Annotated in this window: 22 protein-coding genes and 1 pseudogene; 12 read left to right on the forward strand and 11 right to left on the reverse strand. The window is 62.0% G+C overall.

Annotated features, from left to right (window positions below):
- Positions 1-2: 2 nt before the first annotated feature.
- The gene (locus ONR57_RS19675) at positions 3-1,814 is read right to left on the reverse strand and encodes a glycoside hydrolase family 15 protein (RefSeq protein ID WP_265125367.1); all 1,812 of its coding nucleotides are present in this window, start codon (positions 1,812-1,814) and stop codon (positions 3-5) included.
- Between the two features lie 425 nt (positions 1,815-2,239).
- On the opposite strand from ONR57_RS19675, the gene ONR57_RS19680 reads away from it, so the two are divergent.
- From ONR57_RS19680 to ONR57_RS19690, 3 genes are all read left to right on the forward strand, one after another.
- Positions 2,240-2,647 (forward strand): STAS domain-containing protein, encoded by a 408-nt coding sequence (locus ONR57_RS19680; RefSeq protein WP_265125369.1) that lies wholly within the window; start codon positions 2,240-2,242, stop codon positions 2,645-2,647.
- A 167-nt stretch (positions 2,648-2,814) separates the two neighbouring features.
- Positions 2,815-4,221 carry a YbdK family carboxylate-amine ligase gene (locus tag ONR57_RS19685; protein ID WP_265125371.1) on the forward strand — a complete coding sequence of 469 codons (1,407 nt, stop codon included), beginning with the start codon at positions 2,815-2,817 and terminating at the stop codon, positions 4,219-4,221.
- Positions 4,222-4,231: 10 nt separating this feature from the next.
- Positions 4,232-4,567, forward strand: coding sequence for a hypothetical protein (locus ONR57_RS19690; RefSeq protein WP_265125373.1), 336 nt, complete (start codon positions 4,232-4,234; stop codon positions 4,565-4,567).
- A 73-nt stretch (positions 4,568-4,640) separates the two neighbouring features.
- On the opposite strand, the gene ONR57_RS19695 is transcribed toward ONR57_RS19690, so the two are convergent.
- Complete coding sequence (locus ONR57_RS19695; protein WP_265125374.1) at positions 4,641-5,120, reverse strand: DUF4383 domain-containing protein; 480 nt, start codon at positions 5,118-5,120, stop codon at positions 4,641-4,643.
- Between the two features lie 163 nt (positions 5,121-5,283).
- Between ONR57_RS19695 and ONR57_RS19700 the strand changes: the two genes are divergently transcribed.
- Together ONR57_RS19700 and ONR57_RS19705 are read left to right on the forward strand one after the other, a co-directional pair.
- The gene (locus ONR57_RS19700) at positions 5,284-5,718 is read left to right on the forward strand and encodes an SRPBCC family protein (RefSeq protein WP_265125376.1); all 435 of its coding nucleotides are present in this window, start codon (positions 5,284-5,286) and stop codon (positions 5,716-5,718) included.
- Between the two features lie 39 nt (positions 5,719-5,757).
- The gene (locus tag ONR57_RS19705) at positions 5,758-6,951 is read left to right on the forward strand and encodes a zinc-dependent alcohol dehydrogenase (protein ID WP_265125378.1); all 1,194 of its coding nucleotides are present in this window, start codon (positions 5,758-5,760) and stop codon (positions 6,949-6,951) included.
- 366 nt (positions 6,952-7,317) lie between these two features.
- Here the strand turns inward: ONR57_RS19705 and ONR57_RS19710 are convergent, their stop codons facing one another.
- Positions 7,318-7,599 (reverse strand): hypothetical protein, encoded by a 282-nt coding sequence (locus ONR57_RS19710; RefSeq protein ID WP_265125381.1) that lies wholly within the window; start codon positions 7,597-7,599, stop codon positions 7,318-7,320.
- 27 nt (positions 7,600-7,626) lie between these two features.
- A complete protein-coding gene (locus ONR57_RS19715; RefSeq protein ID WP_265125516.1) occupies positions 7,627-8,865 on the reverse strand; it encodes an alpha/beta fold hydrolase in 1,239 nt (412 codons plus the stop codon).
- Between the two features lie 102 nt (positions 8,866-8,967).
- On the opposite strand from ONR57_RS19715, the gene ONR57_RS19720 reads away from it, so the two are divergent.
- Positions 8,968-9,630, forward strand: a complete 663-nt coding sequence (locus tag ONR57_RS19720; protein ID WP_265125383.1) for an HAD family hydrolase — start codon at positions 8,968-8,970, stop codon at positions 9,628-9,630.
- A gap of 43 nt (positions 9,631-9,673) precedes the next feature.
- Here the strand turns inward: ONR57_RS19720 and ONR57_RS19725 are convergent, their stop codons facing one another.
- Together ONR57_RS19725 and ONR57_RS19730 are read right to left on the reverse strand one after the other, a co-directional pair.
- Complete coding sequence (locus tag ONR57_RS19725; protein WP_265125384.1) at positions 9,674-10,135, reverse strand: SRPBCC family protein; 462 nt, start codon at positions 10,133-10,135, stop codon at positions 9,674-9,676.
- A 22-nt stretch (positions 10,136-10,157) separates the two neighbouring features.
- Positions 10,158-12,305, reverse strand: coding sequence for a catalase (locus tag ONR57_RS19730; RefSeq protein ID WP_265125385.1), 2,148 nt, complete (start codon positions 12,303-12,305; stop codon positions 10,158-10,160).
- A 120-nt stretch (positions 12,306-12,425) separates the two neighbouring features.
- Here ONR57_RS19730 and ONR57_RS19735 point away from each other — a divergent pair, with 120 nt between their 5' ends.
- The 6 genes from ONR57_RS19735 (at position 12,426) to ONR57_RS19760 (ending at position 16,249) form a co-directional block, all read left to right on the forward strand.
- Positions 12,426-12,659: a hypothetical protein gene (locus ONR57_RS19735; RefSeq protein ID WP_265125386.1), complete on the forward strand. Its 234-nt coding sequence runs from the start codon at positions 12,426-12,428 to the stop codon at positions 12,657-12,659.
- Between the two features lie 39 nt (positions 12,660-12,698).
- A complete protein-coding gene (locus ONR57_RS19740; protein WP_265125387.1) occupies positions 12,699-13,538 on the forward strand; it encodes an SDR family oxidoreductase in 840 nt (279 codons plus the stop codon).
- A gap of 37 nt (positions 13,539-13,575) precedes the next feature.
- Positions 13,576-14,001: a ChaB family protein gene (locus tag ONR57_RS19745; RefSeq protein WP_265125388.1), complete on the forward strand. Its 426-nt coding sequence runs from the start codon at positions 13,576-13,578 to the stop codon at positions 13,999-14,001.
- Positions 14,002-14,011: 10 nt separating this feature from the next.
- Positions 14,012-14,458 carry a DUF4383 domain-containing protein gene (locus ONR57_RS19750; protein ID WP_265125389.1) on the forward strand — a complete coding sequence of 149 codons (447 nt, stop codon included), beginning with the start codon at positions 14,012-14,014 and terminating at the stop codon, positions 14,456-14,458.
- A gap of 100 nt (positions 14,459-14,558) precedes the next feature.
- Complete coding sequence (locus tag ONR57_RS19755; RefSeq protein WP_265125390.1) at positions 14,559-14,801, forward strand: hypothetical protein; 243 nt, start codon at positions 14,559-14,561, stop codon at positions 14,799-14,801.
- 116 nt (positions 14,802-14,917) lie between these two features.
- Positions 14,918-16,249, forward strand: a complete 1,332-nt coding sequence (locus ONR57_RS19760; RefSeq protein WP_265125391.1) for an HNH endonuclease signature motif containing protein — start codon at positions 14,918-14,920, stop codon at positions 16,247-16,249.
- A 26-nt stretch (positions 16,250-16,275) separates the two neighbouring features.
- Here the strand turns inward: ONR57_RS19760 and ONR57_RS19765 are convergent, their stop codons facing one another.
- The 5 genes and pseudogenes from ONR57_RS19765 to benC form a co-directional block, all read right to left on the reverse strand.
- Positions 16,276-18,945 carry a helix-turn-helix transcriptional regulator gene (locus tag ONR57_RS19765; protein WP_265125392.1) on the reverse strand — a complete coding sequence of 890 codons (2,670 nt, stop codon included), beginning with the start codon at positions 18,943-18,945 and terminating at the stop codon, positions 16,276-16,278.
- Positions 18,942-20,156: a benzoate/H(+) symporter BenE family transporter gene (locus ONR57_RS19770; protein WP_374116493.1), complete on the reverse strand. Its 1,215-nt coding sequence runs from the start codon at positions 20,154-20,156 to the stop codon at positions 18,942-18,944. Before ONR57_RS19770 ends, ONR57_RS19765 begins: the two co-directional genes overlap by 4 nt.
- A 6-nt stretch (positions 20,157-20,162) precedes the next feature.
- A complete protein-coding gene (locus ONR57_RS19775) occupies positions 20,163-21,512 on the reverse strand; it encodes an aromatic acid/H+ symport family MFS transporter (protein WP_265125393.1) in 1,350 nt (449 codons plus the stop codon).
- A 32-nt stretch (positions 21,513-21,544) separates the two neighbouring features.
- A complete protein-coding gene (benD, locus tag ONR57_RS19780; protein WP_265125518.1) occupies positions 21,545-22,330 on the reverse strand; it encodes a benzoate diol dehydrogenase BenD in 786 nt (261 codons plus the stop codon).
- An 8-nt stretch (positions 22,331-22,338) separates the two neighbouring features.
- A pseudogene (gene benC / locus ONR57_RS19785) lies at positions 22,339-23,370 on the reverse strand (benzoate 1,2-dioxygenase electron transfer component BenC); the annotation flags it as partial.
- Between the last annotated feature and the right edge of the window lie 30 nt (positions 23,371-23,400).

Here is a 23,400-nt window from a genome sequence, read left to right on the forward strand (position 1 = left end):
CTTCAGTACCGTTCGACGAGTGTGAGCGCCGCTGTCATCAGTGCGAGATGGCTGAGGCCCTGCGGGAGATTTCCGAGAAAAGCGAGGTCGCCGGGCTGAATCATCTCGGCGTACAGCCCCACGTCGTTAGCCAGTGGGACGAGTTGCGCCATCAGCCGTTCTGCTTCATCTTTGCGGCCCACTTCGGCGAGCGCCGCGACCAGCCAGTAACTGCACGCGACGAACGCGCCTTCCTCCTTGTCCATTCCGGCGTAGCGGTAAAGAAGGGGGCCATCGCCGAGGTCTTCCCGTACCGCATCGATGGTGCGCGACATCCGGTCGCCCGTGTCGAAACCTGTCATTGCGTGGAGCAGAACAGATGCGTCGAGTTCGTCAGAACCCGCGTACCATACGTAACTCTGCCGGTCGTCCGACCAGCAGTGCTTATTGACCCACTTTTTGATTTCGTCCCGTTCACTGCGCCAGCGCTTTACCTGCCCCTCGAGTTGCCCCGCTTCAGCAAGGTTGACCGCACAGTCGAGCGCATGCCAGCACCCCATCTTCGAACTGGTGTAGTGGCGGTCTTCCGTGAGTTCCCAGATGCCCGCGTCGCGCCGATGCCACACATCGCACGTGCGGTCGGCAACATCGCCAAGCAACCGGGCGGTGGGTTCATCGATGACGTTTCCGCCTTCGAGATAGAGTTCGACCATCTCGAAGAGATCGCCGTAGACACCGAGTTGCAATTGACCGCCGACGCGGTTGCCTTCAACGACCGGCCCGATATTCCGCCATCCGGGAGCGTCGACCTCTTTCTCATCCGTCGGTGTGTCGCCCTCGAGGGTCGAAAACACCTCGGGATTCGGTCCCTGCTTACGGATCACTCGGAGTAGCCAGCTCACCGCGTTGTGGACCTCTTCGCGCTCGCCGAAGCGGATGAGGGCGTGGAGCGTGTAGGCGGCGTCGCGGACCCACGCGTAGCGGTAGTCCCAGTTCTTTCCGCCCTGGGGGTTTTCGGGCAGTGACGTTGTCGCCGCGGCGGCGATGGAACCCGCGTGACTGTGGGTCAGGAACTTGAGGGCCAACGCGCTCCGCAGCACCTCACCAGACCAGGGGCCGTCGTAGTGCAGCTCCTGCGACCACGATTCCCAGTACTTTATGGTGCGCTCAATGCCATCCGTGATGTATTTCGGGTCGGGGCAGGGGAGAGGCTCGTGACGGGTAGAGACGAGGGCAACAAGCCGGTGCTCGTTAGGTTCGACGGTGAGACGGCCGCTGACCGAACGAGTGTCGGTGGTGACTTCGTCGTCCGCGCACCCGATGACGCCGAGCGTGACATCGCCTACTCGCAACAAAGGGCATTGTGGCGCTAGGTCAGCCCAGGGCGACACGCGGTTGAGTCTGGTGCCGGGTGCTACCCGCCAGGTAAACGTAACTTCGCCCTCGACGCCGTCAATGCGGCGAGCGAACTCCCCCCATGGCAGCCGGCCGCTTTTGCCAGTGTTCAGCGAGTCGGTGACTGTCGCTTTGCCCGTGGGTGTGGTGTACGTGGTACGGAGGACGTTCGTTCCAGGAAGGTAGCTGCGTGTGACGTCGTATTCGCCCTCAGGCCGCAGCTCAAACGCTCCGCCGTTCGCGCTGTCGAGGAGCCGGGCGAAGACCGGCGGTGAATCGATGTTCGGGAGCGGGTACCAGTCCACCGAGCCGTCATGCGCAATCAGTGCCACCGTGCGGCCGTCACCGACGGCAGCGTAGGAACGTAAATCGACGTAGCCAGTGGAATCACGCGGTGGCAGCTCAGTGATGCTGATGACAGATTCGCCGTGTTCGCGCATACGTTCCTCACGATGGTGGGTTGCCGTGCGGTGGCTGCGTGTCTGCGGACGAACTTCGCCCGCGCCTGCGTAGTGCCCAGACCGCGACGAAGATCACGAGTGCGAGAATGACCAGTAATTCCATGCTCAATGCGCTACCCCAATTTGGAGCTTTTACACCCGCTTGCGGGCGCAATGGCATCAGACTGTCAGTTACTCGCTTTTAACTGAAGGCTCAACGATTATGGTAATGCGCTAGTAAAATACCGAAAAAGACTTCGCGATTTGCTTGCGTTAGGGCCCGTTTGCGAGGGATGCTTAAGGAGGTTGAGCCAGCAGCCGACACAAGCGGTAAGCCTGGACGGTGCACCTTCAGGAGCGGCTCGGGTGTGCCCAGCCCTCCTCCGGTGTCTCCAGTCTTCCGGACTGCTATGCGAGGAGCTGGAATGACCAACGTCCATCAGTCCGACCCCACGTGGATGATGACTGTCACCGAAACGCGAACACCGGCGAGTGGCCGGCGTGTCTCACTTGTCATCCAAGGCGAGTTAGATGCTGCCCGGTGCGGTGAGTTCAAGCAAGAACTGCTCGCGCTGCTGGAATTGCGCACACCATCGGTGCTCGACCTTTCGCAAGTCCGATTCTGTAGCGTGGCATGTATTGAGGCAATCGCCGAATGTGCAGCACTCGCGAATAAAAGATCAATTTCGCTCTCGATTTTCGCCCCGCGCGTGGTGGCGAAATGCCTGCAGCTGTACGAGCCCGCACCGAATGTCGTCACGCTCGATGATGCTGGGCTGCCAGCGGAGCCAATCCAGGAACAACGGCGCGTGCGCACGCTGCAAGCGAGCTGACTCATCGAAACAGCAAGAGCGAGGTGTGCGCACCTCGCTCTTTCGTTGTCTGCGGTAACGGCTTCCGGGGTTTCGGCACCGGTCCGGAGGGGTATCGCCAACCCACGCGCTCCCGGGAAAAGCCCGCTGCGCACACCCTTTGAGGGCGGAGGGCAGGTGGAAAGAACGTGCTGAAGGTGGACCCTCTCGAAGATCCCGGCGACACGGCAAAAAACGCGCTACGGGTCGGAGTCGAAGAGGAGTTCCTTCTCTACGACGTACGTACCGGTGAGCTGGCTGCACGAGCACCAGCGCTCATTGAAATGCTTGAGCGTTCAGGCTCCAGCGCGCGTTCCGAGCTGCAGAGCACTCAGGTCGAGGTGGCGACCGAACCGTCTCGCTCGCTGAAATCGATCACGAGTGGCTTGCTGCAGAACCGGAAGCGGCTCACCGCGGCTTCGCACGAGTTGGATTTGGCCGTGGTGCCCGCAGGTTTGCCGCCGGGCGCGTCCCCGCTGCACACGCCGGTCGACGACCCGCGGTACCGCAAAATGTTCGAACGCTACGGCGCTGCAGCTCAGCACTATCAAGGCTGCGGGACGCACGTACACGTTGAAGTTCCGGATCGCGATGTGGCTGTGGCGGTTCTCGGTCACATTCGGCCCTGGCTGCCGCTTCTCGTCGCGATTGGGGGCAACTCACCCTACTGCCTGGACACCGACACGCATTTTTCGAGCTGGCGGATCGCGATGCAGCGCAGGTATCCGCTCGCGGGTTTGCCGCCGCTGCTGCGCAGCGCCGCTGAATACGATGCCACGGTCACAGGGCTCGTAGAGGCGGGCGCTCTTGAGGACCAGCACACCTGCTTCTGGCTCGCTCGTTTGTCGGACAAATACCCCACGATCGAGATTCGGGCCTCAGACGTCGGGCTGACAGCGGATGATTCAGCACTGCAGGCCGTGCTCAGCCGGGCGATCGTGTTAAGCGCGCTGCGCGATGCGGAAAGCGGGATGGCGCCGCCCGACATTGACCAGCAGTGGGCTGACGCTGCCGTGTGGGCGGCGGCCCGCTTTGGGCTCAACGGTCCGCTGATCGACCCCGTGCGTCGCGAACAGCTCCCTGCGACCGCGATGCTGGCCATCCTGCTCGAGAAGACGACCGACGCGCTGTGTGAAGCCGGGGACTATTACAACGTTCGTACGTTGCTCAGCGGCGTGAAGCGGCGCGGAACCGGGTCGCAACTGCAGCGAACGGCCGGGAGTTCGGGTCCCAAAGCCGTGCTCAGCCTGTTGACAACGGCGAGCTGCACGGCTGAAGGACTGCGCGACGGCAGCACTGCCCTGACGCGCGCAGTCGACAATGATTGGAGTGGTATGAAAATGGAAAACAAGGGAGACCAACCGACGAACCGTACACCTGAACCGACACCACCGGCTGAGGATCAGACGCATCTCGTGCATGAGGAGCACGACCCCGATACTGGCCCGCAACCGAAGGCTGCTGGGGGTGCGGTAGTCGTGATCGCCGCGGTGATCGCAATCGCATTTCTCGTTGTCGCCGTTTACCTTGGAGGCAGTCTATTCGGGGCATGGTAGGTGATCCGCGATGACACGAGACGTCGAGAAACGATTCTGGGACCCGCAGACGTTCCGCGGCGCAGCCGCGTACGCCCTTACGGTGACTGCAGTTGCATTGATCACCATGGGTGCACTCGCAGTGTGGACGTCGCCAGAGGACGGCGGCGCCGATGCGGCCATACTCACGTTCGTTCCCGCTGGGGTGTTGCTCCTAGGCGGAATAGGCGCCTTTGTGCAGACCTACCGGGTATGGCGCCGTGGGGGTACATGGCCGCTCTGGCAGGGTGCAGGGTGGTTCTTGCTCGCGCTCTTCTTCGCGTATGCGGCGCTGTCGAGCAGTGCGCTCGCTGGGGCATTCACCTAGCCCGCGGAACCGGTCGAGTACCACACGAGGCGCCTTTCTCTCGAAAGGCGCCTCGTGCTTGTGTGTCGGCGTGTCATTCGAACTGGTGCGTCGGACGGGTGCCTGCGCGCCCGCGATTCAGCATAGGAAGCAGGATGCCCAGTGCGACCATCCCGATGCCGAGCCAGAAGTGCAGCCAGTCAGCGGCCGTGTTCACGGGAATGAAGTTCGCCTCCGACTGGTGATCGATTGCGAGCCCGTAGATCCACAGCACCAGGTAGATGATCCCGCCGCCGATCAGGAAAAGTCTTGCGCTGCTTGCAAGCCGTGCCATGGCGACACCTGCGACACCGAAGAGCAAGTGAACAATGTTGTGGAGCACGGAGACCTGGAAGATGCCGAGGAGCATAGCCTCAGACTCGTGACCCGCGAAGGTCATCGCATCGTAGTTCGTCGTGATCCCAGGGATGAACCCCATGATGCCGGCGAGCAGGAACACAACACCGACAACCAGTGCGCCGATTTGCACCGGTGTGGAGGTCAATGAGTTTCGTGTACCGCTACGTTGTGTCATTTGGGATGCCTCCTGATCAGAACTGTCAAAGATGCGCATTTTGCGGCATCTCACATAGGACTACGCATCGGGCATCGGCGATAAACCTCTTAGTCCTCGTCGTTTGGCGTACGCGGGAATGGGTAGCAGAACCGGGAGGGGGAATAACGTGAGGTGATACACAATGGCATCACAATTTCGCACGCATGCGTCTCCAGATGCGGTGTGGCACATACTGTGCGATGGCTGGCTTTTCGCCGGCTGGGTCGTAGGATCGTCGCGGATTAGAGCGGTGGATGAGCATTGGCCTAGCGAAGGCAGCCGCTTTCATCATTCCGTTGGCCTATGGCCATTTCTCAATGACGATTTCACCGAAGTGGTGACCGCGGATCCTGGCCGCATGCTCGAACTGGAGGCGCACACCTGGCCGATGGGCAAGGCGCGGGTGCGACTAACGCTAACGAAAATACCTGAAGGCTGCGAGATAACCCTGGAGGAATGCGTGGTAACCGCGCCGTTCAAGGCCATACCGAAGCGGCTGCAGGAAAAGCTCGCAGCACCTCGCAACAAGGAATGCCTCCGCCGGCTCGCGCTAATCGCCGAAGGGCGCAACGAATGATCAACAAGAATCCGTTCCAGGGGCGGGAAGGAGCGAAGAATGAAAGCAGTGACATGGCAAGGGCGCCGCAACGTGACCGTGGAAACGGTGCCCGATCCGGTAATCGAAGAAAGCACCGACGCGATAATCGAAGTGACCACCACCGCGATATGCGGTTCTGATCTGCATCTTTACGAGGTGCTCGTACCGTTTATGCACGCCGGCGACATACTCGGGCACGAGCCAATGGGCAAGGTGGTCGACGTAGGCTCGGGAGTGACGACGCTCGCGGTGGGCGACAGGGTTGTCGTACCATTCCAAATCTCGTGCGGGCGCTGCTTCATGTGTGAACATGGCTGGCAGACCCAGTGCGAAACCACCCAGGTCCGTGAATATGGCACGGGTGCAGCACTTTTCGGATACTCCGAACTCTACGGCAGGGTACCCGGCGGCCAGGCTCAATACCTGCGAGTGCCGCACGCCGACGGCACCACGATCAAGATAGACGACGGTCCTGATGACCAGCGGTACCTCTACTTGTCGGATGTGCTGCCGACCGCGTGGCAGGCCGTGGAGTATGCCGGTCCCGAGCCGGGGAGTACGGTCGCGATACTTGGTCTCGGGCCTATCGGTGATATGGCAGCACGTATAGCGATGCATCGGGGCCTGCGCGTTATCGGGATCGACAGGGTGCCCGAACGATTGCAGCGCACGAAGGACCGCGGGGCAGAGACGATCGATTCCGCACGCGTTGACGACGTTGGCGACGCGGTCCGCGAGCTGACCACCGGACGTGGAGCCGACGCGGTGATCGATGCGGTCGGCATGGAGGCACATGGCTCGCCGGTCGTCACGCAAATGCACCGAGCGATGGGCATGCTTCCGAAACCGGTTGCTAAGCAGGCCCTCTTGCGCACCGGCATAGACCGGCTCGCGGCACTGTACGACGCCATCGACGCAGTGCGTCGGGGCGGAACAATTTCACTCGCCGGGGTCTACGGTGGCGCGATGGACCCGATACCGATGTTCACCTTGTTTGACAAGCAAATCCAGCTGCGGATGGGGCAGGCCAACGTGAAACGCTGGGCGCCCGAAATTCTCCCGTTGTTGCGTGACGACGATGTCCTCGGCGTCGAGGGGTTCGCGACTCACACGCTACCCATCGATGACGCGCCGCATGCCTACCGAATCTTCCAGGAGAAGCGGGACGGCGCGGTGAAGATTCTGCTCAAGCCCGGCGAGTCGGCGGCGTAGCGTAAGGACCATCGCGGTTTTCCCGGCTGCCCTCGTACGCAGCGGTTCGCAACCGGGCAAGCCACTTAGGTGCCAACTGGAACGCATGAGGCTGGTTCAGGCCGGGGTCGAATGACCACGAGCTATGGCTAGGCGTGTCCAGCGTGATCTCGCCCCGGAGAACGCCGACCGTTTCCGGTCGCCGTGACGAGAAAATCTGGATCCGCAACGGCGCTGCAGCTACTGCTGCGGTTGCAGCCCCGTCACGGCAGCGGACCGTTCTGCCGCCGGCAGCGCGGGCAAACACCCACTCCAGCCCTCCGCCAGTGCGATATGGCATGAGAGAGCTGTACAAGCAACTCGTCCACGAGGCAGCTGGACGAATCGCTAGGCGCGCCAGACGTCCCGGCCCGAAGCAATTCGAATGGCCAGGCCCAGCGCGTCGGGAATGCCATCGGGAAGTCCAACAGCTCGAGAAAGCCTTGCGATGCATCGAAACTCGTTCGCCTCACCCGCGCGGTGCAGCCTGGCAGGTGCGAAGAGCGTGGCCCTGCCAGTGAAGCCCTCGCCGCGGGGGTGAAATATTCGTTTGTCCGGGCCGCCACGGATACGCGTCGCGGCCCGGAACCCGAAACGCGCTGCGGATAAGGACGCATTGGTTATCGCCATGCAGGCGTGGCTACCCGCAGTGCAGACTTAGCAAACCGCACAGCGTCGCGCCGAGAGCCCCGCCGTGGACGCAAGAAAATCCCTAGTAATTGCCATCGACTTGCCCGGCAGCTCTAACTGTGGGGCGTGTCCGCAGTCGCTGAGTACGACGGATTCTGAGCGCGGGAGGGCCTGCTCCACGTGCCGGGCGAATTTCGCGGGCACGAGTCGATCATCCTGGCCCCAGACAAAAAGCGCGGGCGTCGCGACATTGCGCAACCGGTCCCAAAAGCCGTCTGCCCCGAAGGCCTCTTCGATGTAGATATTCGCGAGTGCAGACAGGGCAGCGCGCCGGTGGCGCCAGTGCGTCATGGTGAGCGCAAACTCGTCCGCGGCAGCCTCGAACCAACTCTCGGGCATACGCTCGGGGTGAGCGACCATCATCTTCGCTGAACGCACGATAAGCGAGCGCGGCACACTCAGCCGCGCGGCTGCGCCGAGCGATACCGGAAGATACCTCACAAGGGGAACGAGCTGCCGGAACCGGCGAAACGCGGGTGCCGGGCACAGCAGTACCAAAGCCCGCGCCGCGACCGGATCGTGCATGGCGAGTTCGAGCGCCAGCCTGCCGCCCATCGAGTTGCCAACCACCGTCGCGCCGCGGGTGCCTGTCACCCTGAGAAAACCATCGAGCCAGCGGTACAAGCGCGCTGCGGTGTAGTTCCACAGCGGTGCTTCGGACGCGCCAAAACCCGGAATGTCGGGCGCAAGCACGCGGTACTCGCGGGCGAGCGCGGCGAGCGCGGGAAGCATCGTCGCGTTGGTCCCTCCCAGCCCGTGCAGCAGCACGACAGGGGGTGCATTCTCGGGGCCCGCTTCGAGGTACGCGGTGCGGGCGCCGGACGCCTGGACCTCCCACGCTTTCGGCCGCGTGGGCAGCTCCGCTTGCGGGGCTAGCGAACCACCCACTTGAAGTACGGTGGCCAAACTGCCCCGCGTAGCAAGATCACCTTCGAGGAAAGCCTCCACTCCACTGCGGCGTCCCAAGAGCACATCCTCCAACGTATTGGCACCCATAGTGAGCGTGCTCGTAGGCTTGCGTGGCGCCTCGCGTGTAACTGCTGCTGACCCGTCAGAAATGGTGACACCCCACGAGCCGTACCCAGTGATATTCAGGCGCAATACCGCGTCGGAATGGGTCAGTGCAACGTCGTGCAGTTTGCGAGGAAAGAAACTTTCCAGCAGGCGGCCCGGGTCCATAATGCGACCGTCACGCTGGGCATTCATAGCCACCACCCTCCTGTTCGCGAAGATTGTCTAATTAGCTCTACCCACACACGTGAGCGAATTACCTGTTTGATTCGGAAGCATTTGGGTATGGGGTCGGGTATGGCCGCAGTCTTGTTCGATATTGACGGAACGCTGGTGGATTCCAATTATCTTCACGCACACGCGTGGTACCGGGCCTTTCTGCAAGCCGGGGTCAAAGTCGATGCGTGGCGTATTCACAGATCCATTGGGATGGATGGCGCCTCGCTTGTAGCGTCGCTGACCGGCCATTCTGATGACGCAGCCGCAAAAACCGCAAAAAGTTTGCATGCGGATTACTACAAAGAATGTGGTGACATGCTGCTCCCATTCCCGGGTGCGCGTGACATTCTCGAGAAGATCGAGCGGCGAGGGCTTTCTGTTGTCCTTGCCACCTCCGCTCCGGAGGACGAACTCGCTCTTCTGCGACGGACGCTGAAGCGGGACGATGTCGTCTCTGCGATTACGTCGGGGGAGGACGTGGAAACGGCCAAGCCGGAGCCACACATCATCAACATCGCACTTGAGCGTGCCGGGGTGCGCCCGAACGAGGCCATCTTCGTTGGTGACACCGTGTGGGACATCGAAGCCTGCCGACGCGCGAACGTCGACTGCATAGCGGTGCTCACCGGAGGGATAAGTCGCGCCGAACTCGAAGCGGCGGGAGCGGTGGCTGTCTATGAGAGCGTCGGCGAACTCAGTGCGGACTTGGAAAACAGTCCAATCGCTGCCCTGATGCGGTGAGCCCCAGCCGGGGGCTGAGGCTCACCGCCTTTACAACCTCTGATTAGGGCTTGGGCGGTTCGACGTTGCCGCGCCACGCACCCGTTTCGGCACCGCGCTCTTCGATGAACTTCTTGAATCGATCCATGTCGCCCTTTACTTGGGTGTCGATGATGTTGAGGGCGTCACCGACGCTTTCGGCGACACCTTCCGGATCGATATCGATCTGTGCGGTGACGCGTGTCTGATCGTTGTCAAGTCGGTGGAACGTGATCACACCAGCGTGGTTCGGCCCCTCAGTGGAATGCCACGCGACTCGCTCGTCAGGGTGCTGTTCGTCGATCACCGCGGAGAATTCGCGCTCGACCGGTCCGAACTTCACGTGCCAGCGCAGATGCGTCTCGTCAACCTGCTCGATGCGCTCCACATGGTTCATAAACTGTGGGTATTCCTCGAACTGGGTCCACTGGTTGTATGCGGTGGTAACGGGAACGTTGACGTCGACGGATTTCGTTACGGTGCCCATATGTGAGCACTCCTTTCCCTAGTCATGCGGAAATGTGGCTGGTTTCGCGGTCCCACGCGCGGTGTTGTGCGACTGCGTCGATGAAACTGCGAATGAATTCGTCGGGCAGGTCGTGCCCGCTGTGCCCAGTGACAACCACTCCTTCCTCGTCAGTGACCTGCACAGGATTGGTTTCGGCGTTTGTCAGCCCTTCAGCACGGAGGAGTTCCGCGCCTGTCCCGAATGCACCGATTGGCTTGTGGTGCTTATACGCTTCGAGCAGGAAATGCTTCGCTTCCCCGTTTGTGCGGAAGAAGGCGCCAATGTCTCCGCCAGGGACGATCACCGCGTCATACAGCACCGAGTCCGTAGCGGAGAGCGCAGTCGTCACGTCGACCGCGTGCCCGCTTTGGCCTTCGATAGTGCCCTCAGCAGGCCCGATGAGGTCTAGCATGGCGCCTTCACTCGCAATGGCGCTCGCGATCGTCCGCAGGCCAGTGTCGTCGGCACCATCGCACACGAGCGCGGCGATTCTACGCGTGGCGATCGAGGCCGGGGGGTCGTCGAACCCTGCGGTCGGGTAAATCTGGCTCAACGCAGCTGACGAGATGTCGTGCAGTTCGCTGTCGCTCGGGGCAGGGGCGGAAAGACCCATCTCTTTGGCAATGGAAGCAGAAAGGCCGGGGTCGACTTTCACCAGCTGTTCGACGACACGTTCGCGAATATACTTCGACTTCACCTTCGATAGCTCGAAACTAAACGCCTCCTGGATGTGCTTCTGTTCAACATCCTTCATGCTGTTCCAGAAGAGCCGTGCCTGACTGTAATGGTCGTTAAAGCTTTCGGAGCGCCGTCTGACAACGTCTCCTTCGACCCTGCGGGTGTAGTGGCGATACACGTCTAGTGGCGGCTCTTGCTGTGACATTGTCATTGGGCAGCCGTTGCCCAGGCTGTTCTTGGTGTAGCTGGTGGGATGGGTGTGAATCGTCTGCTGACCGTAGCCATCCCGCTGATTTGTGTGCACACCGGTGATTGGCCGGTTGACAGGCAGTTGGGAGAAGTTGGGACCGCCCAGCCGAATCAGTTGAGTATCGAGATAACTGAAATTGCGCGCCTGCAGGAGTGGATCGTTGGTGAAGTCGATACCAGGCACCACGTTCGCAGTATGGAACGCAACCTGCTCGGTTTCAGCGAAAAAGTTCTGGGGATTCCGGTTCAGCACCATGCGCCCGACAGGCTGCACCGGAACTTGCTCTTCGGGGATAATTTTCGTTGGATCGAGCAGATCGAAATCGAAGTCGTGCTCCCGGAGTTCGCTGACTAACTGCACACCGAGTTCAAACTCCGGGAACTGCCCAGCCTCGATTGCGTCCCACAGGTCCCGCCGATTGAAATCCGGATCAGCCCCTGCGATGCGCTGACATTCGTCCCACTCCAGAGAATGCGAACCGAGTATCGGTCGCCAATGGAACTTGACGAATGTCCCATTACCCTCCAGGTCGACGAGGCGGAATGTGTGCACACCGAAGCCCTGCATCATGCGGTAGCTGCGCGGCAGGGCACGGTCAGACATTAGCCACATGACCATGTGCAGAGATTCTGGGTGCATCCATACGAAGTCCCAGAACGTGTCGTGCGCGGACTGTGCCTGCGGAATTTCGCTTGCGGGTTCAGGTTTGACGGCGTGAACGAAATCGGGGAATTTGATGCCGTCCTGGATGAAGAAGACTGGCATGTTGTTCGCGACAAGGTCGTAGTTGCCTTGGCGTGTATAGAATTTCGTCGCGAAGCCGCGCACGTCTCGGACGGTGTCCGCGGAACCCCGCGAACCTGCGACTGTCGAGAACCGGACGAAGACTGGCGTAGTCAGTTTTGGCTCGGTGAGAAACTCCGCGGCGGTGTAGTCCCGCAACCGGGTGTCATACGCCTTGAAATACCCGTACGCGCCTGCACCGCGGGCATGAACCACGCGTTCTGGGATCCGCTCGTGGTCGAAGTGGGTGAGCTTTTCCCGTGCGTGAAAATCGTCGAGCAGTGTCGGTCCGCGCGAGCCTGCCCTCAGCGAGTCGTCAGTGTGCTCCACACGCACGCCTTGTTGGGTGGTCAGCCACCCGTTGTCCTCGCTCACGCGTGCCGCGTCGAGGCTGCGGTCCTTGGCGTCTCTGCCATCTTTGTCGTCGCGCCGCTCCATCGCGCCTCCCTCCAAGTAGTCCCGTCTGCGCATACCCGGCCACAAGGCCGATAAACGGTAGGTTTGCCGCGCCGGAGCAGGGGAACACCAACGCAGTGACCACCTGATGAGGAGGCAGTGATGCAGACCTGTGAAACGTGTGGGAACGAGTACGACAAACCTCTTATCGTCACGCGCGAGGACCGCTCCGCGGCGTTCGACAGCTTCGAATGCGCCATTCAGGCCATGGCACCGTCATGCCTGCACTGCGGTTGTCGCATCATCGGCCACGGTGTCGAGAGTGACGGAGAAATGTATTGCTGTGCCCACTGCGCCCGAAGAGCGGGCCACAGCGGTCTCGACGACCGCGCATAACGTGACCGCTGCGCAGCCGGCTTACGAGTAGGGGGCTTCATGGAAGAATCGATGATCGAATACCCCGGACGCACCTCGGAAATGCCCGAGCGTCCGCAAGATGAAATGCGCAACTACGTCGGCCGTGATCTGCTGCAGGGCCAGAAGGCACTGATCACGGGCGGAGACTCTGGTATCGGCCGGGCAGTCGCTGTCGCCTTCGCGAAAGAGGGCGCGGACGTAGCGATCGGTTACCTCTCGGAGCACGACGACGCGGCCCGCACCGTCGAGTTGATCGAGAAAGAGGGGCGTCAGGCCTATCGGTATGCTTCGGATCTCTCGCAAGCGGATGCGTGCCGAAAGCTCGTGGCCGATGCCGCGAAGGACCTCGGCGGCATCACCTTGCTCGTCAACAATGCTGCGTACCAAGCACCGGTGCAGCAGTTCGAGGAAATCACCGATGAGCAGTGGCGCCATACCTTCGCGCTGAATATCGACTCGTTTTTCTACGTCACCAAGGCGGCGTTGCAGCACATTCCTAAGGGCGGCGCGATCATAAACACCTCTTCAATCAACGGGTTACGCGGAAACAAGCAGCTGATCGACTATTCGGCGACTAAAGGGGCGATTCTCGCGCTAACCTACTCGCTCGCGCAGTCCCTGATGGACCGGGGGATACGCGTCAACTGTGTAGCGCCGGGGCCGGTATGGACCCCGCTGATTCCCGCTACTTTCCCCAAAGATGCGGTCGAATCGTTCGGCGAGCAGGCACCCTACGAGCGTGCTGCCCAGCCAGACGAAATCGCGCCATCCTTTGTCTTTTTTGCGGCGAATCAGATGTCGTCGTACTACTCCGGGGAGGTCCTCGCGCCGATCGGCGGCGAGACGCTACCGGGATGAGTCGCACCGTTTGCTCTCTCAAAGGAGGCTGGCACCGATGCCGAAAACGAAAAAGAGTGGCGACGCTAAGAAAAGCGAACTGCCCGAGACTTTGCAGCGCTCGCCAGCGAAAGCCCAGCGGACGTTCTCGAAGGCATACGACTCCGCTATCGATGAGTACGGCAGTGAGGAGCGGGCGCACCGCGTCGCGTACTCCGCTTTAAAGCACTCGTATGAGAAGGTCGGGGATCACTGGGAGGCCAAGAACAAGAAAGGCCCGTCCGACAAGCGGGCTGAGGATAGCAGCGACTCCAGCGCGAAAACCCGCGGTGGCGTCAATGCAAATGCGACGAAGGACGAACTGCTCGACGTCGCTCGCAAACTCGACATTTCTGGCCGCTCGAAGATGCGGAAGTCAGAACTCGTCGATGCGATCGAGAAGGCGAACGATCGTAAGTCGCGCCGTGCGCGCGAGAACTCGTGAGTTGAACGTCATGAATGCACGCAAGCAGTACCAATCCGACTTGTCGGCGCAGCGCATGCGCAGACTCTTCGCGCTATCAATCGGCCTGGCCTTTCTTGCGGTGGGCATCCTTGGCTTTATTCCTGGTGTCACTACGGGAACCGACGAGTTGACCTGGGCGGGACCCCACACCGAGACGTATCTGTTCGGGGTGTTCGCGGTATCGATCCTGCACAACATCGTGCACGCGGGCTTCGGTGTGCTCGGCATCGTAATGGCCATGCGTGCAGCCGCGGCGCGTATCTACCTGCTTGCAGGCGGACTCGGGTACATCGCGCTCACCTTTTATGGGCTGGCGATTGACCATGCGAGCGACGCGAATTTCCTCCCCGTCAATTGGGCCGCCAACTGGCTGCACCTGGGTCTCGGGTTAGGCATGGTCATCCTCGGCAGCGTTCCGTTGCGGACACCGCGGTGACTCGCAAAAAACGGCGGAGAGGAACGTGTTTAACCCCCTCCGCTGAGTGGAAGGCAATGACGGTACGAGGATCGTACGCAAGGAAAGGAGCGCATCCACTATGACTGAAGCCGTTCGAAATACCGAGACCGGCGGTGTCAGTGGCACGGCGGATAAGGACTACAACATCATTTGGTTCACCGAAGCCTGCCTGAGCAATGCGCTGCGGCTGGAAGAGTACGTCAACGACGCAGAACGCGCGGGGGACGACGAACTCGCGGACTTTTTCCGCCGGGCACAGCAAGAGAGCAAGAAGGGCGCGGAGCAGGGCAAGCAACTGCTTGCCGCACGACTCGGCCGTTGACGGCCACCCAAAGACGGGCGCTGTTCAGGCGGACTGGCTGGACAGCGCCTGTCGTCTGCGCACCCCTTGACACGAGTCGAACGGGTGTTCGATAATGGGGTGTGCTCGGGGGAGACATGGGGGAAGATCTGTTCCGCCTGACTGATGCGGAACTGGTTGCGCAGCTGCGTGAGACGGAGGTAACTCAGCGTCGTGCGCAGGCAGCGCAGGCGAGGCTGACGGCCGAAGTGACTGCCCGCGGTGTCATGGGAACTTACGGCTACGCAGACGTCGCCGGTCTGCTGCGGGACGTCCTGAACCTTGACGCGGGCGAGGCGCGCAAGCGCGCCCGGCGCGCCACAGTAATCTGCGAGAGCGCGGGAATTGACGGCGCCGCGGTTCCTGCGACGCTGCCGCTCGCTGGGGCTGCATTGAACGATGGGGACGTTTCAGCTGCGCACGTAGACGTGATCGACCAGGTGCTCAGCTCGTTTCCGCCCGCGATTGAGCAGGCGCTCCGGGACGAAGGTGAGAGGATCCTCACCGACTTGGCCCGAACCAACTGTCCCACGGTCGTGCGCAAGGCCGGGCGAGAAATCCTTGACCGGGTAGACACGGACGGCAAGGAACCAGACGAGGCCAAACTCACCCACCCTCGGCGAGAGCTGCACCTAGGCTGGAGTGCCAAGGGTGACCGTTTACGTTTGTCCGGCTATGTCGACAAAGAGTCGGGCGTACGGCTCGAATCGCTCCTCGCGCCACTGGTGAAGCCACGGCCCTCGGAGGATGGCAGCCGTGATCTCCGCAACGTGAGCGAGCGCAACGGTGACGGGCTCGCGGAGCTTCTGGAGTACGCGGAGCGTTCAGTAAAACTGCCCAGCCAGGGTGGCGAACCACCCCACTGCACTGTCACGATGACGCTCGCCCAATTGCTCGGACACGACGACAGCGCCGATCCGCCAGCGAGCCTGAACAACGGTCGAGCCATCAGCGCGGCCGAAGCCAGGCTGATCGCCTGTGACGCGAAAATCATCCCCGCAGTCCTCGGCGGCCCAAGCGAGGTACTCGACCTCGGCCGCGCTGTCCGCAGCGCGAGTATCGGCCAGCGGTGTGCACTGTATTTGCGCGACAGAGGATGCGTGTTTCCTGGATGCGACCGCCCTCCAGAGTGGACACAGGTCCACCACATCAAAGAATGGTGTGCGCAGTCCGGCCCCACCGACATCGCAAACCTGTGCCTATTGTGCAGTTACCATCACCGGCTCATCCACCACAGCGACTGGTCGATCCGCATGGGTGATGACGGACTTCCCGACGTCATCCCGCCTGCATGGCTCGATCCGGAGCGACGTCCACGGCGCAACACATACCACCAGAGATGCCGCGCGCCCGCCCAGCTCAGGATCCGCGACACGCGAAAGCGCCCCAAACCCGCTCGGGCGCAAGCCGCTCAGCCCAGCGCGCCATGACGCGCGCACCCAGAGTTTCACACCAGTCATCGGCTATCCCGCACATAAGCAACCAGCTCAGTGCGGGAGCGGAGTTGCAGCTTCGCGTAGATTCGCGTCAAGTGGTACTGAATCGTCTTGACCGACAGGAACAGCTCATCGGCGGCTTGTTTGTTCGTTTTGCCCGCAGCGACGAGGGCGACGACCGCGCGTTCCTGCTCGGTAAGGTCAGAAATCGAGTCCCGGCTACGCTTGATGTTGACGCCCGCGGCTTTGAGCTCCCGGTCGCATCGTTCGGTATATGCCGTGGCACGGAGGCCCGCGAACGTATCCCGGGCTGCACGCATGATTGTGTCGGCGTCCCGGCGTTTGCCCGCACGCCGCAAAGTCTGCCCGTAAGCGAAAGCGACACGTGCGCGGCCGTAGGGTTGCGGGAGCTCGCCGATCGCCCGCAGCGCTCGCTCGAACTCACCGCGCGCCTCGTCGATGCCCGCCGTCGCGCCGAGAATGCGTCCCCGCACGGAACCGAACCTCGCGAGACTCGATTTGTGACTGATTCGGTGCGCGGCGTTCTCGTAAGGAGTAAGGAAGCGAGCAGCCTCCTCCACGCGCCCCGACATCACGAGCGCATTGGCATAGATATCCGCCCACGGCCAGAAACCCGCGAAATCACTGGACGGCGCGACCCGCGTCAGAGGAGAAAGTGCACGCAGCACGCCATCATAGTCGGCGTGGGCCTCGGCGTAATGTGCCTGAGCCAGACACGAAGGAATGTACATGGCTAGGTAACCGTGCGTGGTTGTCCGCGCAAGCCGCAGGTGGCGCTGGGCTGCCGCGTCGTCCCCGCGGAGGACATTGATCTGCGCCCCAGTCCAATGGATGAGCGGCCGAATCAAATCGATACCGGAATCTGATGCGTCGGCGGCCGCGGATTCAACAGTCCGCAGCGCGTCGTCCCACTCGCCGAGCGCGAACTGTACGCGCGCCAGCCAGCCCTGAGCCCACAGCGAAATCCTGATCGACCCGAAGCGGTACTCCGTCGGGACGGCCGACTCGAGCAGCAGACGCGCATCGTCATAGTGATCGAGCGCTGACGCTAGCCATCCCTTACCCATTCGGAACCGCTGCGACTGGGCGCCCACGATCGTCTCGGCCACCTCGTTCGAGTACATGCGCATCGCCGCAGCAAGCTCGCCAGTGATGGCCAAACCGAGCCCATTGATCGCCGCAGCCTCGATCGCTTCGGGCGCGGTCGGCGTGGTGATCTGTGCGACGCGATCGGACCATTCAAGCAACCGGCGGCCATCCCACCGTGCGAGGGAGTCGAGGACATACCGTTGTCCAACCGACGCGGCGACCGAACTACCTGTGTCCGCGTTCTGCCAGGCCCGTCTCAGAAGCAACTCAGCTTCGGCGGGACGGCCCCGCATCATCGCTAGATACCCAAGCACGGCGTCCCGCAACGCAGAGTCGTCAAAGCTCTCGATCTCCGGGACGAGCATCTCCGCGTGCGGAATCGCACCAGCACCGACGAGGGCATCAACGCCGCGAATAAGGCGATCCTGACGCAGCGTGGTCGACGGTGACAGGTGACTCGCTTTGATCAGCGCGTCAGCACACGCGGCCCACTCACCATTCGCCGCCCGCGTCTTGGCGTATTCGTCGAGGCGATCGGACAGCGCAGCATCGGTGGTCGGTTGCGCAGCTGCGAGATGGTTGAGGCGCTCGCCCTCGCTAGTCGCCAAAGCAGCTGCCTTGGTGTGTAGTTCATGCCAGCGCAATGGCGAGATAGTGGCGAGGACCGACGTTCTGGTCAGCGGCGATGCGAACTGCACAACCATTGCGGGACGAGTGACATCTGTCGTCACCAGCTTCGTCGCACACGCCAAGTCGAGCGCGGTGAGCGGGTTGGTGGTTCCAGCGAGACTCGCGGCCGCTCCGAGGGGACTCACGTCCCCCAGAATCGCGGCTGCCTCGATGAGCTCTCGCGCGTCCGCGTCCGTCTCTCCAAGAATGGCTGTGACGTGGGCTCGCTCGGCATTCGGAACGGGCAACTGCGCTGACCACCGAGCCCATGTTGCCGGGTCCGCTTCACGCAGTATGCGCACGATGAAGCTGGGGTTGCCAGCAGTGTGGTCTGCGAGTCGGCGCGCGATCGGCGCGGACAGCGGCGTTCCGATTATGTCTTCGGCGAGCGCGTTCACGTCCGAAGGGCCTAGTGGATGCAGGGTGATCACGTGGCGCCGGTACTGCTCGAGGAGATCGAACACTGCGGCCGGCTCCGACGCAGCAGAAACCGGATCCACGGTGAGGATCAGCAGAAGGCCTTCCGTCGCCCGCTGTGCAGCGGATGCCAGCGCCTGCAGTGACGGAACATCTGCCCAATGCGCATCGTCGATGGCGACGACGACCGGACCCCCGGAGACAGCTGCGTCCGAGAGGACGCTGAGTAGCGCCCGGACAACAGACTCGTGATCCGCACCAGCGACTCCGAGCTGATTTACCAGCGCAAACGCCGTGGCGCGCTCCCATTTCGCAGCTGCCGCGCGCAGCGCGGGAAGTGTACGGTGGCGAGCCAGAAACGCGTTCAGAAGCTCAGATTTCCCCTGACCGCGAGCTCCTTCGAGTGCAACCCTGACAATGTTTCCACCCCGGGCGGCGGCCAGAAAGCGATCGAGTTCAGAGAACTCGTGCGCACGGCCACGCAGCTGCGTCATTTCTCAACGGTAGCGCGGTCCATGAACCGCGAGACCACAACGCCGGTGACCAGTCCCCAGAATGCGGCACTCACGCCCAAGAAGTCGATGCCAGCCACTGTGACTAGGAAGGCGGCGAGCGCCCCGTGCGTGTGTGCCTGAGTAAACGAAGAAACGAACGAGCCTTTAAGCGCAGCGAGCATCGCCAGGCCTGCCAGTGCGGCGATGAAGGCTGCAGGCATACCGAGCATCAGCGCGACGAAAAGCGGGGCGAACAGGCCAATCAGCATCGCCAAGAGTCCGCAGATTATCGCTGCTGTGTATTGGCGCTCCCGTGCTCCAGAAGACGTCAGGATCGCGTTGGTGGGGCCAGTCAAACACGACGAGACAGCGCCCACGCACGCCGACAACAGAGACCAGAGACCGCAGGCGAGCGTCATCGGAGTGACAGGTACGGGATGTCCTGCCATCCTCAGCACCGCGACGCCCTGACCGTTCTGAACTACCAGTACGGTGATGGCCAGTGGAACAACAAGTTCGACGATCGCGGGCCAGGCGAACTCCGGCACCGTGAAAACCGGAACAGCGACGAGCCCGGGCGTCTCGTCGGCCGGACTGTACTGGCCGGTTGCAGCGACCGCGATCACCCCAGTGAGCAATGCGCCCAGCACGGGCGGAAGTACTGTTCCGGCACGCCGCGAGTATGACAGCAACACAAACACGACGATCATCGGAAAGGCGATCGCAGCACTCACCGACACGGATTCGACCAGCCCCACGCCGAACTGCAGGAACACCCCCGCAACCATCGCCATCACGATCGGAGTTGGCAGTGCGGACATCACTCGGCTGACGAGTCCCGTCGCACCGAGCACCAGGATCAGTGCGCCTGTGACAAAGTAAACGCCCACCACCTGGCTGAACGGCATGTGGGTCAGCGAATTGCCCACGAGGACAGTGCCCGGAATCGTCCAAAAGAACCCGAGTGGACGCTGGTACACCCACGACGCCAGGATCGTCAGGATGCCATTCAGGAAAAACACCCCGAAGATCCAGGACGCGAGTTCAGCCGCGGTCAGCCCGCCCTGGGCGCCGGCCGCAAGAATGACGGCAACGGGGCCGGTACTGGAAAAGACAACGCCGATCAATCCGTTCGACGCGCTGCGGAGGCTGGTTTCGCGCACGACGCGGCCCAGCGTCGGGAGTGGCCGTGGTGGCGCAGTTTCAGTCACCCGGCGTCACGCCTTCACGGTGTCTGTTTCCGGCTGGGTGATAACCATCGATTCGTCGACGGGCTTCTTCGGAACGACCATTGTGGCTGCCGCTCCTGCGAGCGCGATCGCCGCGAAGACGTAGAATGCGGCTGCCGGGCTCACACCCATGCTGATGAGGAACCCTCCTGCGAGCGGGCCGCCGATGCCGCCGAGGCGGCCGAACCCTGCGCACCACGCTACCCCGGCCGCGCGAGCCGACGTTTCATAGTAGTTTGATACGAACCCGTAGATGAGCACCTGTGTGCCGATTGTTCCGGTGCCAGCAGCCGCAACCAGGGCGAAGAGAAGAGGCAGGGGAAGCCCGAAGGTCAGCAGAATGAGCGAGAAGGTCGCCAGTGTGAATGTGGTTGCGACGACTCGCTGCGGCCCTTTGCGGTCGGCGAAACGTGAAGCGATCACGCCTCCTGCGATGGCACCGCCGTTGAGCACTAGCAGGAAGGCGAGCGAGTTGCGGGCGTTAAAGCCGGCGTCCTCCATGATCACCGGCAGCCACGTGTTCAGTCCGTATGTGAGGAGCAGGCCGGCGAAACTCATAGAACCGAGTAGCAGCGTCGCGACTGCGTACCGCCGGGACACGAGTGCGGCATACCCGACTTTGGCGCGGGGGCCTTCCGTCACGACCGGTGCGGCAACGGCTGGTGCAGGCAGATCGAACTTCTGAGTTATCGCGAGGGCTTCATCGGCGCGGCCCCGTGTCGCAAGCCATTTCGGTGATTCCGGGAGCTTCGCAATCGCAAGGGGCAGCAGAATCACGAGAGGCAGCGCGCCGATCCAGAACATTCCGCGCCAGCCGATCGTGTCACGCAGGAGGATCGCAAGCAGCGACGCCATCACACCGCCCGCGGGAACGCCGCTGTAGACGATCGCGTTGAACAGGTTACGTTTCCCGGGCGGTGCAAATTCGGCAACAACGGCACCAGCTGTGGCGACAAGTGCGCCGACCCCGATGCCGGTGATGAATCGGAGAAAGCCGAACATGGCGATCGACGTGGTCATCGCGGTTAACCCCATGCCCACCGAGAACCACACAATATTGATCAGCATGATGCGGCGGCGGCCGATGATGTCACCAATAGCTCCGCACAGCAACGCGCCAACGAGCACGCCGATCAGTGCGTATGAGCCGAGGGCACCCGCTTGCGCCGCGGAGATCTCGCCGAGGTGGCTCGGCTCGTTCATAAGAACAGGCAGGACGGTGCCGTAGACGACGAGGTCGTAGCCGTCGAAGAGCAGTGCGGTAGCCGATATGGCAACTACCCACAACACCGTTGCCCGGTGTTTGGTGCTCTGCCATGTGGTGCTGGAACTGTTCATGAGTCACTCCTGGACGGAAGGATGGGGAGGGATCAGCCGAGGTCGCCACCGGCAATGGGGACGACGTTGCCGGTGATGTAGGAGGCTTCGTCGGAAGCGAGGAACGCGATGGGTGCGGTCTGCTCTGCCAGTGTTCCGTAGCGTTTCAGCAGCGACGATTCGACGGTCTGGTCGACGATCTGCTGATACCAGCGGGACTCTTGCTGGTTTCGGGCGCCCGGCCCGCGGGCGATGCGCCGCGGTGGTGCTTCCGTACCACCGGGAGCCGTTGCGACCACACGAATTCCGTACCGCGCGACCTCCATCGCAAGCGATGCCGTGATCGCGTTGACGCCACCCTTCGCTGCCGAGTACGGGATACGGTTGATGCCGCGGGTGGCGACCGAAGAGACATTGACGATGGTGCCAGAGCGTTGCTCGATCATGTAGGGCAGAACGGCGCGGCACGTCCAGAGGGTGGGGTAGAGCGAACGCTGCACTTCTGCTGTGATCTGGTCGGGCGTGTACTGCTCGTAGGGTTTCGCCCAAATGGTGCCGCCAACGTTGTTGATGAGCACATCGAGCCGTCCGTGCTGCTGGCGCGCCTCCTCGATCGCCTCGCGCGCGCCGTCGAACGACTCGAGGTCCGCGGTTACAGAATGTGCCACCGCACCCTGCTCGCGGAGTTCCTTCGCGACGTCGTGAACGAGTTCAGCCCGATCGACCAGCACCATTGATCCGCCTTCCGCGGCGATCCTGGTTGCGACCGCCAGCCCGATTCCCTGTGCGGCTCCAGTAATAGCGACGCTGCGGCCAGCGAAGCGATCAGGGCTGATCATGATGGTCACGCCGCCGCCCCGCTAGCGGCGCCAGCGGCTGCGCTGCTGAACTTCTCGAAGAAGAAATTGGTCGGCTCAAGGCCATCTGAAAGGAACTGCTGCCGAACAGCTTCCACCATTGGCGGCGGGCCGCACAGATAAATATCGACGTCACCGCCGTTAAACATTTCGGGTGTGAACAAACTCATCACGTACCCCTTGTTCGGCGCATTCGATGCGGCGTCGGAAACGCAGTACTGGTAGGAAAAGTTCTGCAGCGAGTCGCGGAAAGCCGCGAGCTTGTCGAGTTCGACGAGGTCATGATCGAAAGTGACACCATAGATGAGGTGAACGGGAAGGTCGCTGTCCTCAGTTTCCATCTTCGCGAGAATCGACAGCAGCGGCGCGAGGCCGGTTCCCCCAGCGAGCAACACCGCGGGACGTTTGCGCTCCCGAAGGAAGAAACTCCCGAATGGCCCCGTGAACTCGAGTGTGTCCCCAACTGCAGCACGCCCGCGCAGGTATTCCGACATAAGACCGCCCGCGGTGATTTTTACGAGGAAGGAGAGCTCACGCGTGTACGGGCCGGTGCTGAAGGAGTACGACCGGGTCTGCGTCGTTCCCGGCACCTGAATGTTGACGTACTGTCCGGGCAGGAAAACCAGCTCGTTCCGGTTCGGGATCTCTAGCGTGAACCCGATCGTGTTCTCTGAGAAACGCGCGATGGCGGTGATCGTGCCGGAATATGTTGCGGCTGCGGTCTTTGCGACATCGGACGTCGTGGGGATTTGCAGCACTAGGTCACTCTCGGGTGTCATCTGGCACGGCAGGCAGTAACCTGCTTCGGCCTCCTCGTCGGTGAGGGCCTCGTCGATGTAGTCACCCCCGTCATAGGATCCCGACTCGCATAACGACTTGCATGTTCCGCAAGCACCGTCACGGCAGTCGAGCGGGATGTTGATGCGCGCCTTGTAAGACGCGTCAGCAACCGTTTCGTAAGGGCCGCATTTGATGAAGCGAGTGACGCCGTCCTCAAATGCCAGTGCAACCTGAAAGCTCATGGAAATGAATCTCTTTCGCTCGCGTGGCGG

It is taken from the genome of Hoyosella sp. YIM 151337, assembly GCF_026041215.1.
Lineage (GTDB): Bacteria > Actinomycetota > Actinomycetes > Mycobacteriales > Mycobacteriaceae > Hoyosella.

Excerpts from the sequence above, each read along its gene's own strand:
- ONR57_RS19715 (WP_265125516.1), bottom strand. The coding sequence starts at position 8,865 with ATGAATGCCCAGCGTGACGGTCGCATTATGGACCCGGGCCGCCTGCTG.
- ONR57_RS19705 (WP_265125378.1), top strand. The coding sequence starts at position 5,758 with ATGAAAGCAGTGACATGGCAAGGGCGCCGCAACGTGACCGTGGAAACG.
- ONR57_RS19710 (WP_265125381.1), bottom strand. The coding sequence starts at position 7,599 with ATGGCGATAACCAATGCGTCCTTATCCGCAGCGCGTTTCGGGTTCCGG.
- ONR57_RS19720 (WP_265125383.1), top strand. The coding sequence starts at position 8,968 with ATGGCCGCAGTCTTGTTCGATATTGACGGAACGCTGGTGGATTCCAAT.
- benD (WP_265125518.1), bottom strand. The coding sequence starts at position 22,330 with ATGATCAGCCCTGATCGCTTCGCTGGCCGCAGCGTCGCTATTACTGGA.
- ONR57_RS19675 (WP_265125367.1), bottom strand. The coding sequence starts at position 1,814 with ATGCGCGAACACGGCGAATCTGTCATCAGCATCACTGAGCTGCCACCG.
- ONR57_RS19680 (WP_265125369.1), top strand. The coding sequence starts at position 2,240 with ATGACCAACGTCCATCAGTCCGACCCCACGTGGATGATGACTGTCACC.
- ONR57_RS19695 (WP_265125374.1), bottom strand. The coding sequence starts at position 5,120 with ATGACACAACGTAGCGGTACACGAAACTCATTGACCTCCACACCGGTG.
- ONR57_RS19775 (WP_265125393.1), bottom strand. The coding sequence starts at position 21,512 with ATGAACAGTTCCAGCACCACATGGCAGAGCACCAAACACCGGGCAACG.
- ONR57_RS19755 (WP_265125390.1), top strand. The coding sequence starts at position 14,559 with ATGACTGAAGCCGTTCGAAATACCGAGACCGGCGGTGTCAGTGGCACG.
- ONR57_RS19690 (WP_265125373.1), top strand. The coding sequence starts at position 4,232 with ATGACACGAGACGTCGAGAAACGATTCTGGGACCCGCAGACGTTCCGC.
- ONR57_RS19735 (WP_265125386.1), top strand. The coding sequence starts at position 12,426 with ATGCAGACCTGTGAAACGTGTGGGAACGAGTACGACAAACCTCTTATC.
- ONR57_RS19745 (WP_265125388.1), top strand. The coding sequence starts at position 13,576 with ATGCCGAAAACGAAAAAGAGTGGCGACGCTAAGAAAAGCGAACTGCCC.
- ONR57_RS19740 (WP_265125387.1), top strand. The coding sequence starts at position 12,699 with ATGGAAGAATCGATGATCGAATACCCCGGACGCACCTCGGAAATGCCC.
- ONR57_RS19730 (WP_265125385.1), bottom strand. The coding sequence starts at position 12,305 with ATGGAGCGGCGCGACGACAAAGATGGCAGAGACGCCAAGGACCGCAGC.
- ONR57_RS19760 (WP_265125391.1), top strand. The coding sequence starts at position 14,918 with ATGGGGGAAGATCTGTTCCGCCTGACTGATGCGGAACTGGTTGCGCAG.
- ONR57_RS19700 (WP_265125376.1), top strand. The coding sequence starts at position 5,284 with ATGGCATCACAATTTCGCACGCATGCGTCTCCAGATGCGGTGTGGCAC.
- ONR57_RS19750 (WP_265125389.1), top strand. The coding sequence starts at position 14,012 with ATGAATGCACGCAAGCAGTACCAATCCGACTTGTCGGCGCAGCGCATG.
- ONR57_RS19725 (WP_265125384.1), bottom strand. The coding sequence starts at position 10,135 with ATGGGCACCGTAACGAAATCCGTCGACGTCAACGTTCCCGTTACCACC.
- ONR57_RS19765 (WP_265125392.1), bottom strand. The coding sequence starts at position 18,945 with ATGACGCAGCTGCGTGGCCGTGCGCACGAGTTCTCTGAACTCGATCGC.